This window comes from Streptomyces sp. CNQ085, assembly GCF_022614595.1.
GTDB lineage: Bacteria > Actinomycetota > Actinomycetes > Streptomycetales > Streptomycetaceae > Streptomyces.
In genome coordinates this window covers 1-12,805 of record NZ_JAJFAU010000138.1, presented here as the reverse complement: position 1 = coordinate 12,805, position 12,805 = coordinate 1, and the positions used below count along the sequence as shown (strand labels likewise).

The 12,805-nt window shown below is 70.7% G+C and carries 7 protein-coding genes and 1 pseudogene; all 8 read right to left on the bottom strand.

The genetic code is table 11. The features are described from left to right. A partial coding sequence (locus LJ221_RS19670) for an alpha-2,8-polysialyltransferase family protein (RefSeq protein WP_241718053.1) occupies positions 1-1,440 on the bottom strand: 1,440 nt, incomplete at its 3' end. A 1-nt stretch (position 1,441) separates the two neighbouring features. Beyond that, positions 1,442-2,425, bottom strand: coding sequence for a glycosyltransferase family 2 protein (locus tag LJ221_RS19665; RefSeq protein WP_241718052.1), 984 nt, complete (start codon positions 2,423-2,425; stop codon positions 1,442-1,444). A gap of 320 nt (positions 2,426-2,745) precedes the next feature. Then, positions 2,746-4,227: a polysaccharide lyase 6 family protein gene (locus LJ221_RS19660; RefSeq protein WP_241718051.1), complete on the bottom strand. Its 1,482-nt coding sequence runs from the start codon at positions 4,225-4,227 to the stop codon at positions 2,746-2,748. Between the two features lie 355 nt (positions 4,228-4,582). After that, a complete protein-coding gene (locus tag LJ221_RS19655; RefSeq protein WP_241718050.1) occupies positions 4,583-4,951 on the bottom strand; it encodes a hypothetical protein in 369 nt (122 codons plus the stop codon). A 238-nt stretch (positions 4,952-5,189) separates the two neighbouring features. Then, a complete protein-coding gene (locus LJ221_RS19650) occupies positions 5,190-6,173 on the bottom strand; it encodes an aldo/keto reductase (RefSeq protein WP_241718049.1) in 984 nt (327 codons plus the stop codon). A 117-nt stretch (positions 6,174-6,290) separates the two neighbouring features. Continuing rightward, entirely contained in the window at positions 6,291-9,860 is a 3,570-nt protein-coding gene (gene mfd / locus LJ221_RS19645; protein WP_241718048.1) for a transcription-repair coupling factor, read from the bottom strand. A gap of 226 nt (positions 9,861-10,086) precedes the next feature. After that, a complete protein-coding gene (locus LJ221_RS19640; RefSeq protein ID WP_241718047.1) occupies positions 10,087-12,663 on the bottom strand; it encodes an ABC transporter permease in 2,577 nt (858 codons plus the stop codon). Then, a pseudogene (locus LJ221_RS19635) lies at positions 12,660-12,805 on the bottom strand (ABC transporter ATP-binding protein); the annotation flags it as partial. The gene LJ221_RS19640 and the pseudogene LJ221_RS19635, both read right to left, overlap by 4 nt.

Here is a 12,805-nt window from a genome sequence, read left to right as displayed (position 1 = left end):
GGCGGCCGCCGCCCGCCTGACCCGGCGCGCGGCGCGCAGCGCGTGGTCGCTGCCCGGCAGACGGCGCACCAGACCGGGCGCGAGCCCCCCGGGCAGACCGAGCGCGGTCAGGCGGCGCCGCTTGAAGTAGCGGACCGTGGTGTCGTCCGGACAGGCGGTCAGCCACGCCTCGGCCTCGGCCCGCAGGGCGGGGTAGCGCTCGGCCTGCATGCAGTACCCGACGGCCCGCACCAGCGGCTCGGCCCTCCGTACCGCCTCCGCGGACCCGGTGATCACCTCGCCGCGCGGGCTCCCCTCCGCGGCCGGGGCCTCCAGGTCGGGCACGAGGGCGTCGACGAGGGTCAGCGGGATCCGGTTGCTGTTCTGGTAGGGCGTCAGCCGGTCCAGCAGCGGCCCGGTGCCCACCCGGGCGATGGGCACGCCGTACAGGGCCGAGGCGGTGAGCAGCGCGGTGGAGAAGCAGCCCACGACCAGTTCCGGGCGGCACCGCCGGAAGACGGTCTCGGCCAGCATCGGCCGTTTCGGCACCACCAGCCGTACGCCGGTGTCCGCGGCGGCCTTGTCCAGCACCTTGGAGTAGCGGGCGGGCGCGGTGGGGTGGGGCTTGAAGAGGACCGCGCGGTGTCCGGCCGCGGCCGCGCCGCGCAGCATCCGCTCGTGCAGCCTCTCCTCCTCGTCCACGGTGAGGATGCCCAGCGCCGCCAGGTACTGGCCCAGCAGTACGGCGGTGGGCATGCCCTCGCCGTCCGGGTCGAGTTCGGCGTCCAGTCCGTCATCCCCGGCGGCGTCGTCGAGTTCGTCCAGGACCGAGCGGAAGGCCCCGCCGGGCACCAGCTCGGGCGGCACCCCGTACTCGGTCAGCAGCAGCGGCGTCAGACCGGGCACCAGATCGAGGTGGAGCAGCCGCTGGATGCGGCAGGCCAGGGTCTGCGGCAGCTTCTCGCGGGTGGGGCCGTAGCTCATCAGGCCGTCGGCGTAGACGTGGACGGAGGCGCTCGCGAAGATCGCGGCCAGCGCCTTCGCCGGGCTGACGTGCACGGACTCCACGACGAGGTCGACCGGCCCGTCGCCCAGGTCCCAGCTCGCGCGGAACATCCGCTCCCACAGCGGGCAGTCGTTGCCCACCGGGCTCCAGGTACTGGGGTGGTGGGGGCGGATGACATCGTTCCAGTCGATCACCCGGTCGAAGCGGGCGGCCATCCGGTGCCAGCCGCGCATGCCGTCCAGCCGGGAGGCGGTCTCGGGCACCTCGGCGTTGTTGGAGACCAGCAGGACGCGCAGCGTCCGGTGCCACGGCCCGAACAGGCCCGCGTCCAGGGCGGCGGCGAGCGTGGCGGCGCCGTAGAGGGTGGAGACCTCGAAGATCTGGACGCGGGTGTGCGCGCCCGTGCCGCTGCCGGCGCCGCCGGCGATGTCCGTGCTACCGGTGGTGCCAGCCATGTCAGGCCGCCTTCCGTGCCGTGCCGCCCAGCAGCCGCCGCAGCGTTCTGGCGCGCTCGTGGTCCATGGACGTCAGGGTCCGCTCCAGCACCTCGCGCGGCATCCGGCGCAGCGCCGCCGCCGATTCGTGCTTCAGCCGCCGCGCGGCCGCGGGCTCGTAGCGGTGGGCGTTCGCCGCGTGGAAGGCGATCATGGCGCAGTAGGTCCGCACGATCTTGGGCAGGAAGCGCTCGGCCTCGCGGTCGGCGGCCACCTCGGCCAGGATCAGGTCGTGGGCCGGTATGAAGTCCAGCTGCCGGGCGTCGCGGATCTGGGTCAGCGAGGTGGTGACCCCGCGCCGGTAGAAGACGCCGAGGAGGCCGACCGTCGCGAAGGTCTTCGCCCGCAGGTGGAGCTGCCACATGAAGACGCGGTCCTCGGCGGTGCGCAGATGGGTGGTGAACCGCATGCCCAGACCGTCGCCGCCGGTCTCGAACAGGCCGCGGCGGTAGACGCCGGCCCAGACGAAGGGGTAGTCCACCATCGTCTCCATCTCGGCCGGCGCGATGGCGTCCCGGGTGCTCAGCGCCTCGTCCCGGCGCCGCGCCGGGGCCCGCTTGACGGCGCGGTCGCGGCCGGTGGACTGCACGTGGTCGGTGCGCACGAAGTCGCAGTCCAGTTCCTCGGCGGCGCGCAGCAGGTCGCGCAGATAACCGGGCGCGTACCAGTCGTCGCCGTCCAGGAAGGTCAGGTACTCGCCCTCGGCCGCCTCGATGCCGGTGTTGCGGGCCTGGGCGATCCCCTGGTTCTCCTCGTGCCGCACCAGCCGGGCGCGCGGCAGGTCGTTCACGGCCCGGTCGAGGATCTCCGCGGTGGCGTCCGTGGAACAGTCGTCGATCAGGACGAACTCCGTCTCCGGCCGCGCGTTGGCCGCGAGGCCGCGCAGGGTGTCCCGCGCGTACTCCTGGACGTTGTGGAAGGGGACGATCACTGAGAGCTTCGGCACGTGGTTTCCAGACGCTGCGGACGGGGCGGCGGGCCGACAGGCCCGTTAGAGTCCACGACTGCCGGCCCCGCAGGCGGAGGTTAGTCGCACACCGTTCACACCGGGCGCCATCAAGGGGACGCCCGGGTGAACTCTGAACGTACGTCTGGTGGATGGGCCGCCCGGTGCCTGTACGTACCGGCCGGTGTCCGGCGGCACCACCGCGCGCTGCTTGCGCGGGGCCCGGACGACGGGCGGGGACACCGTCCGTCATCTGGGGACAGCGCAGAGTGACCGTCCGCCGCGCCCCGGGGGTGGCGGGCGGTGCCGCTCCGGACCGGTCAGGGGGCGCTGATTCCGACGTCGGCGGGGTCGAGCGGCCCGCGGACCACGGGAGCGGTGGACAGCTCGTCCGCTCCGACATCGGCCGTCCTGTCGCGTGCCTGGCCGTCCATGTCGTCGGTGAGGAAGCCGTGGCCACCCGACGCGGTGTTCACCGCGGGACTGCCGACACCGAGGCGGTACACCCCGCCCTGCCTGGCCAGGAACGGGTTCACGGTCCGGACGCCGGTGTCGATCCCGACGGTGGCGGAACCGGTCGGCCAGCCGATGTTGCCCGCGTACGTCATGTTCTCGGGCGCCTTCAGTTCGTCGAAGAGCTTGCCGGAGGAGCCGACGACGATGTTGTCGGCCACCAGGCTGTCGACCGGGGCGAGTCTGTAGTTGGCGCCGATCTCGATGTTCGAGACGTTGTCGACGAAGGTGTTGTGCACCACCGTGGCCCGGTACACCCGCCAGTGCGCGGAGAGCGCGCCCGAGGTGTCGACGTCCCCCCCGTCGAGCTGCAGCGCCGCGTCGTAGCCGGTGCCGGTCAGCCCCTCGAAGTAGTTGTTGTAGATCCTGTGGTCCTGGCCGTAGACCCGGACACCGCCGGTGCCGGCCCTGCCGCCCCCGAGGAAGAAGTTGCCGTGGACCTGGCTGCGGTTGCCGTGGCGCAGGGTCAGGGAGCCCTGTGATGTCCGGAAGGTGTTGTACCGGACGGTGTTGGCGTTGCTCTTCACGGAGATGATCTCGGGGTCGCCGTCGCAGTTCTCGAAGAGGTTGTTCTCGACCGTGGTGAACCCGTCCGACCCGGAGATCGCGCTCCAGCCGATCCGGATCGCCTCCATCTCGTTGGTGGCGCGCGGACCGATGTTGCGGAAGTGGTTGTGGTCGATCAGGTCGTGCTGCGACTGCTGGGTCGAGGACCCGTCGATGGTGATGAAGTTACCGAGCTGGTGTTTGTCCTCGAACAGGTTGTGGTCGATCCGGTTGTGGTGGCTGTCGGCTCCCTGGATGAGGACCCACTTCAACGAGCCCGACTCGGTGAGCCGGAAGTGGTTGCGCGTCAACCGGATGTGGTGCGAACCGTCGATCTTGAGCGTGTTGCTGTTCGTCCACTTCAGCCCGGAGAACGTCACGTACGACGAGTCGAGGAGCTCGAGTTGCCCTCCGCTGATGACCGCCTTGCCCTGTCGCGCGGCCATGACCGTGATGGGTGCGCCGGGGGTGCCGTTCCTGGACCTGATCTTGCCGATCGAGTAGGAACCGTCGGCGAGGACGATCGTGTGTCCGGGCGCGGCGTTGGCCATCGCGGTGGCCAGCTGCTCCGACGAGGAGACGTTGACGACGGTGGCGTTGGCCTGTGGGACCGAGGCCGTGTTCACGGCGGGTAATGGCGTGCCGCCGGTGGAGGCGAGAGCGGGTGCCGCGGTGGTGAAGGCCGCGACCGTGAGGGCCGCGGCGGCGACAGCGCCGCGGGTCCCGGGTTTTGATCTGTTCACGGGGTTCCTCCTCTGGAAGGAATCGGGACACACGAGGTGATCACCGCGGTCGCACCGGTCGGCGGGGACCGGACGGTGGGGGCTGCGATCGGTGATCCGTACGGGTGGTGTGGGGGCTCGCGGTGCCGACCGGGTCGCGGTGCCGCCCGACGAGGCCGGCCGGTCCACGCACCGGCTCCGGAAAGGGCGACGGGGGACCGGCCCGGAAAACAGGTGGCCGACAGGGTTCGGCGTCGCTCTCGGCGTACAGGCCGTCGGACCGGTCGCGGCGCTCTCGGGATGTCACCCGATGCCGTGTCGGTGGTTGGAGGGGGAACAGTGGGGGGCTGCGCGGCGCTTCACGCCGCGCGGTCAATCAATTCAGGAGGTGATTCACCGGACACGGCCAGCGATACACCAGCACTGGTGAACCATAGAGTGGGGCAACGAGGTCGTCAACGGGGGATTTCGTTCTCGTTAACCTCGATCTTCCGTCACGCTTCGCCGGCTGAATCGCCGGGCCGTCCGGTTCGGCGTAGCTGACGATGGCGTCGATGCCGCCGTCGAACGCGTCCGGCTCCTCGCACGCCTTCTCCGGCGGCTCGGCCACCGGGATCCCGCCGTGCTGGAGCTCCTCGACGCTCAGCGGGGGGTGGAAGCGGCACTCCAGCGCGGGTGGCACCGCGCGCGGTGTCTCGATGTTCTCCTCATCCAGTCCGATGACGAAGACGTCCGCCTGGCTCACTGAGATGACTCCCTCGTGCCGGTTCCCCAGAAGTCCTTCCGGCCCCCCCGGGACAACGGCGGGCATTCACCCATACGCATGCCATCAGGAACACATGGGAAGAAAAGGGAGGAGGACGGAGAAACCCGGATAACTGGAGAGGAAGGACGCGGAGGGAGTGAAGACGGGAAAGACGGCGGGGCCGGCCGCCATCCACTCCGGCCGGCCCCGCCGCCCGTCCCCCGCGGCGCGGGTACCCCTACCAGCGGTGGTGCACCTGCGCACGGATCCTGCGGTCGTACAGGGCGGCGATCTCCTCCAGTGTCCGCCGCGGCAACGGCGGCAGCCCGGCCGCCGCCGCGTTCGCCCGCGCCTGCCCGGTGCTGCGCGCGCCGGGGATCACCGAGGTCACCCCCGGCTGCTGGATCACCCAGCGCAGCGCGGTCTGCGCCGGGGCCGCCCCCTCCGGGGCCAGTCCGGCGAACTCCGCCGCCGCCGCGAGACCCGTCTCGTAGTCCACGCCCGAGAACGTCTCCCCCTGGTCGAACGCCTCACCGTGCCGGTTGAAGCTGCGGTGGTCGTCCGGCGGGAACACCGTCTCACGGGTGTAGCGGCCCGACAGCAGCCCCGAGGCCAGCGGCACCCGCGCGATGATGCCCACCCCCGCCTCGGCCGCCGCCGGAAGAACCTCCTCGACCGGCTTGAGCCGGAACGGGTTCAAGATGATCTGCACACTCGCCGTGCCCGGCCGCGCGATCGCCTCCAGCGCCTGGGCGCACGTCTCCACGCTCACCGCGTACGCCGCGATGCGCTTCTCCGCGACCAGGGTGTCCAGCGCGTCGAACACCTCGTCGGAGGAGTACACCTCCGACGGCGGGCAGTGCAGCTGGACCAGGTCCAGGGTCTCCACACCCAGATTCGTACGCGACCGGTCCGTCCAGGCCCGGAAATTGGCCAGGTTGTAGTTGCCGGGAAGCTGGTCCACCCGGCGGCCCATCTTCGTCGCCACGAACACGTCCGCGCCCGGCCGCTCCGCCAGGAAGCGGCCGATCAGCCGCTCGCTGCGGCCGTCGCCGTACACGTCGGCGGTGTCGAAGAACGTCACCCCGCACTCCACCGCGGCGTCCAGCACCGCCAGCGCGTCCTCCTCGCGCACCTGGCCCCAGTCGGCGCCCAGCTGCCAGGTGCCCAGTCCCACGACGGACACCTCGCGGCCCGTCCTGCCCAGTACTCGCTGCTCCATGGCACCCGATCCTACGTTCCGGCCGGCCCGGCGAACCGGGCCGGTCCTCGCAGGTCACCGACTACGGGAACGCTCCCACGATCAGCTTCCGGAACAGTCCCCGCACCGGCCCGCCGATCAGCCCAGCACCGTGGTCAGGAACTCCCCCGTCCACGCCAGCAGTTCACGCCCCACCACCGGCCTGCCCCCGATCCGCGCCGTCGCCGGACGCGGCACCAGCACCTGCCCGGCCGCCGCCTTCACCACCGACCGCGGATACAACCGCTTCAGCCTCAGCTCCTGCGACTCCCGCAGCTCCACCGGCGCGAACCGCACGTTCGAACCCTGCAGCGTGACATCGGTGACCCCGAAGGAACGCGCCAGCATCCGCAACCCCGCCACCAGCAGCAGATTCTCCACCGGTTCCGGCAGCGGACCATAGCGGTCGGCGAGCTCCTCGCGCACCGCCGCGATGTCCTCCTCCGAACTCGCCGACGCGATCGCCCGGTACGCCTGCAGCCGGAGCCGCTCCCCCGGCGCGTAGTCGTGCGGCACATGCGCGTCCACCGGAAGCTCGATCCTCACCTCCAGCAGCGTCTCCTCCACCGCGCCCCCGGAGCCCCCCGACTCCAGCGCCGCCCGGTAATCGGCCACCGCCTCCCCCACCATCCGCACATACAGGTCGAAACCGACCCCCGCGATGTGCCCCGACTGCTCCCCGCCCAGCAGGTTGCCCGCCCCGCGGATCTCCAAGTCCTTCATCGCCACGTACATACCCGCGCCCATCTCCGTGTGCTGCGCGATCGTCGCCAGCCGCTCGTGCGCCGTCTCCGTCAGCGGCCTCTCCGGCGGATACAGGAAGTACGCGTATCCCCGTTCCCGGCCCCGGCCCACCCGGCCCCGCAGCTGGTGCAGCTGGGACAGGCCGAACATGTCGCCCCGCTCCACGATCAGCGTGTTGGCGTTGGAGATGTCGATGCCCGACTCCACGATCGTCGTGGAGACCAGCACATCGAACCTCTTCTCCCAGAAATCCACCACCACCTTCTCCAGCGCCGCCTCCGACATCTGCCCGTGCGCCGTGGCGATCCGCGCCTCCGGAACGATCTGCCGCAGCCGCGCCGCCGCCCGGTCGATCGACTCCACCCGGTTGTGGATGTAGAACACCTGGCCCTCGCGCAGCAGCTCACGCCGGATCGCCGCACCGATCTGCCGCTCCTCGTACGGACCGACGAACGTCAGCACCGGATGCCGCTCCTCCGGCGGCGTGGTGATCGTCGACATCTCCCGGATACCCGTGACCGCCATTTCCAGCGTCCGCGGAATCGGCGTCGCCGACATCGTCAGCACGTCCACGTTCGCCCGCAGCTTCTTCAGCTGCTCCTTGTGCTCCACACCGAAGCGCTGCTCCTCGTCGACGATCACCAGACCCAGGTCCTTGAACCTCGTCTCCGACGAGAACAGCCGGTGCGTGCCGATCACCACGTCCACCGACCCGTCCCGCAACCCCTCGATGACCGCCTTCGCCTCCACGTCCGACTGGAACCGCGACAGCGCCCGCACCTTCACCGGAAACTGCGCGTACCGCTCCGAGAACGTCCCGAAATGCTGCTGCACCAGCAGCGTCGTCGGCACCAGAACGGCCACCTGCTTACCGTCCTGCACCGCCTTGAACGCCGCCCGCACCGCGATCTCCGTCTTGCCGTAACCCACATCGCCGCAGATCAGCCGGTCCATCGGAACCGACTTCTCCATGTCCTCCTTCACCTCGGCGATCGTGGTCAGCTGATCGGGCGTCTCCATGTACGGAAACGCGTCCTCCAGCTCCCGCTGCCACGGGGAATCCGCACCGAACGCATGCCCCGGAGCCGCCATCCGCGCCGAGTACAGCCTGATCAGATCCGCGGCGATCTCCTTGACCGCCTTCTTCGCCCGCGCCTTCGTCTTCGTCCAGTCCGCACCCCCCAACCGGTGCAGCGACGGCTGCTCACCACCCACGTACTTGGTGATCTGCTCCAACTGGTCCGTCGGCACGAACAGCCGGTCCCCCGGCTGCCCACGCTTCGCCGGCGCGTACTCCACCAGCAGATACTCGCGCGTCGCCCCCTGCACCGTACGCTGCACCATCTCCACGTACCGGCCCACACCGTGCTGCTCGTGCACGATGTAGTCGCCCGGCCGCAGCGTCAGCGGATCGATCGTCTTGCGCCGCCGCGCCGGCATCCGCCCCAGATCCCGGCTCGCCGCCCTCTGACCCGACAGATCCGTCTCCGTCAGCACCGCCAGCCGCAGACCCGGGTCGACGAAACCGCTCTCCAGCGTCCCGCACGAGACATGCACCACCGACGGGGCGACCTCCCCCAGCTCCGGTACCAGCCGTGCCGCGATCCCCTCGCCCCCCAGCACCTCCACCGTGCGCGCCGCCGGACCCTGCCCCTCGGTCAGGAACACACACCGCCAGCCGTCCGCCAGCCACTCCTTGGTGTCCGCCAGCGCCCGCGCCGTGTCCCCCCGATAACTCTCCGGAGCCCGCATTCCCAGCGTCAGCGAATCCGACCCCGCGCCCCCGGCATCCCCGGCATCCGCCGCCCCCGTGGCGAACGGACTCACCGACCACCACGGCATCCCCAGCTCACGCGCCCGCTTCCGCACATCCGCGATCCCCCACAGCGACGCCGCGCCCACGTCGATCGGCGCCTGCCCCCCACCGGCGGAAGCCACCCACGACGCCCGCAGGAACTCCTGGCTGGTCGCCACCAGATCCGCCGCCCGCGTACGCACCCGCTCCGGATCGCACACCACCGCCATGCTCCCCGCCGGCACCACGTCCAGCAGCAACTCCATGTCGTCCACCAGCACCGGCGCCAGGGACTCCATCCCCTCCACCGCGATGCCCTCGGCGATCCTCCCCAGCAACTCGCCCAGCTCCGGATGCGCCTCGGCCAGCTCCGCCGCCCGCGCCCGCACCTGATCCGTCAGCAGCAGCTCACGGCACGGCGGCGCCCACAACCCGTGCTCCGCCACCTCCAGCGACCGCTGATCGGCCACCTTGAAGTAACGGATCTCCTCGACCTCGTCCCCCCAGAACTCCACCCGCAGCGGATGCTCCTCCGTCGGCGGGAACACATCCAGAATCCCGCCCCGGACCGCGAACTCACCCCGCTTCTCCACCAGCTCCACCCGCGCGTACGCCGCCGCCCCCAGCGCGTCCACCACCGAGTCCAGCTCCACCTGCTGCCCCGTACGCAGCCCCACCGGATCCAGATCCCCCAGACCCTTCACCTGCGGCTGCAGCACCGACCGCACCGGAGCCACCACCACACTCACCGGCCCCGCCGACGGATCGTCCGCACTCGGATGCGCCAGCCTGCGCAGCACCGCCAGCCTGCGCCCCACCGTGTCCGACCGCGGCGAGAGCCGCTCATGCGGCAGCGTCTCCCACGCCGGATACTCCACCACCGCGTTCTCCCGGCCGGACGGCATCAGCGACCGCAGCGCCGACGCCAGATCCTCCGCCTCACGCCCCGTCGCCGTCACCGCCAGCACCGGCCGCCCCGACGACCGCGCCAGCGCCGCCACCACGAACGGCCGCGCGGCCGGCGGACCCACCAGATCCACCTCGCGCCGACGGCCGTCGGCAGCGGCACGCACCGCCTCCGCCAGCGCCGGATCCACCACGACCGCATCAAGAAGACCGGTGAGACTCATCGAGACGTTCCATCCCAGAGGCTGGACAACAAAGGCGACCGCACCGGCGCCCGGACAACACCGACAACCCGACACGCCGAGCGGGCCGGGGGGTTCCAGCCTACGACGACCACACCCCCGCCCGCCGCCCGCACAGCGGCCCGGCCCCGGCAGGCGCACACCGCACCCACCGCGACCGGGCCGCACCACGGGGCACGGGGCCCGCAAACCCCACGGGCCCCGCGGACTACTCCGTGGCGATCGCGTTCAGCACGTTCATCCGGCCCGCCCGGAAAGCCGGCACCAAAGCGGCCACCAGACCCACCACCGCGGCACCGAAGAACACCACCGCGATCGTCGGCCACGGCACCTCGAGCACCTTCAGCCCCTCCAGCGCCAGCAACCGCTGCGCCGCCACACCCCAGCCCAGACCCAGCCCCAGACCCAGCAGCGCACCGAACAACGCGATCACCACCGACTCCAGCCGGATCATCCGCCGCAACTGCCGCCGCGACAGACCGATCGCCCGCATCAGACCGATCTCACGCGTCCGCTCCACCACCGACAGCGCCAGCGTGTTCACCACACCCAGCACCGCCACCACGATCGCCAGCGCCAGCAGCCCGTAGACCATGTTGAGCAACTGCCCCACCTGGTCCTCCAGCAGCTCCTTGTAATCCGCCTGATTACGGACCTGATACTGCGGGAACGGCTCCAGCTCCCCCTTCAGAGCCGCATACGCCGCATCCTCCTGTCCCTCCTCCGCCTTCGCGAACAACATCATGTTCAACGGCATCCGGTCCTCGGGCACATACCGCCGCGCCGTCGCGACACTCAGATACATCGCGCCCTGATCCACACTCGTGTCCGACGCCGTGACCGCCCGCACCGTCAGCTCCGCCGTGCCACCGGCCGCGAAATCCACCTCGACCCGGTCACCGACCTCCACCCCGTGCGCCTTGGCGAAGTCCTCCGGCACCGACATCGAATCCCGCTCGTACGCCGCCGGCAGCTCACCCGCCACCGTCTCCACCCGCAGATCCCCGGCATACGTCGGAGAAGCCGCCGTCACCGACTCCCTCACCGTCTCGCCGTCCGGCCCCGTCAGCCGCGCCTCCAGCCACCGGTACTCGGTGACATGCTCCACACCCTCCGTGGCACGCACCCGCTCCACGACCTCCGGCACCACCGGCTGCCTCGCACCCGACTGCAGGATGAAGTCCGCGCCCACCGAACGGTCCAGCTCCTCACCGGCCGATGCCACCAGGGACGCGCCCACCACCGACAACGACGACACCAGCGCCAACCCGATCATCAGCGCCGCACCCGTCGCCCCCGTACGACGCGGATTGCGCAGCGCGTTGCGCTCCGCCATCCGCCCCACCGGACCGAACACCCGCAGCACCACCGCGCCCAGCGCCCGCACCACACCACCCGCCAGCAGCGGACCGATCAGCACGAAACCCACCAGCGTCAGCAGCACGCCCACGGCCAGGAACAACGACCCGCCCGCGGCATCCTCCGACCCCGCCGCCACCACCAGCGCACCCGCACCGGCCAGCGTCAGCACCAGACCCACACCCGAACGGACCCGGCCCACCCGGCTCCCCGCCGCCGGCAGACCGTCGTCCCGCAACGCCGCCATCGGCGACACCCGGCCCGCACGCCGCGCCGGAAGATACGCCGCCAGCACCGTCACCACGACACCCAGCACCACACCGACCACCGGCGTGACCCACCGCAGCGTCAGATCATCGGTGCTCAGGTTCATCCCCACCAGGCCCATGAGCTCCATCAGCCCCACGGCCAGACCCACACCGGCGGCCACACCCACCACCGAGCCCAGCACACCCAGCAGCACGGCCTCCACCAGCACCGAACGGTTCACCTGCCGACGACTCGAACCGATCGCCCGCATCAGACCAATCTCACGCGTCCGCTGCGCCACCAGCATCGAGAACGTGTTCACGATCAGGAACACACCCACCAGCAACGCGATCCCCGCGAAACCCAGCAGCGCGTACTTGATCACATCGAGGAAAGAACCGATCTCGTTCTGGCCCTCGGCCGTGTACTCCTCCTGCGTCCGGACCCTGTACTCACCCGAACCCAGCTCCGCGACGACACGCTCCTTCAGCTCCTCGTCGCTCACACCCCCGGCCGCCGTCACATACACATCCGTGTAGGCGTCCGGATCCCCCAGCAGCCTCTCCTGCACCGTGCCGGTGTCGAAGTACACCACCGTCGCACCCGGATTCGTCGACCTGAACGCCGCCACACCCACGATCTCGGACCGGAAGTCACCCATCGCCGAAATCGTCCGCAGCTCCTCCCCCAGCTCCAGACCGTGCTTGCCGGCCGTGTCCGCGTCGACCATCACCTCGCCCGGACCACGCGGCAGCCGCCCCTCGGCGATCTCCATCGCCCTCTCGTCGATGGAAGTCCAGTTGCTCGCGATCGTCGGCGCCCCCGTCAACGACCCCAGGTTCTCGTTGTCGGCGTTCACCACCGTCACACCCGTGCTGAACGCACCGCCCGAGACCGAGGAAACCCCCTCGACCCCCCGGAGATCCTCCACCAGCGAACCCGGCACCGTCGCCGGCCGCCCCGTCGCCGGAGCCTCGCCACTGCCAGCGTCCTTCGACGAAACCGTCACATCGGCGGCCGTCTGCTCGAACAGACGGTCGAACGTCGTGTTCATCGTGTCCGTGAACACCAGCGTCCCGCACACGAACGCCACCGACAGCACCACCGCGACACCGCTCAGCAGCATCCGGCCCTTGTGCGCCACGAAATTCCGCAGCGAAGTCCTCAGAACGGTCATGACACCCGCCCGAACGTGTCGAACGCCTTCATGCGGTCCAGCACGCTCTCGGCGGTGGGGCCGGCCATGTCGTCGACGATCCGGCCGTCGGCGAGGAAGACGACCCGGTCCGCGTACGAGGCGGCCACCGGGTCGTGCGTCA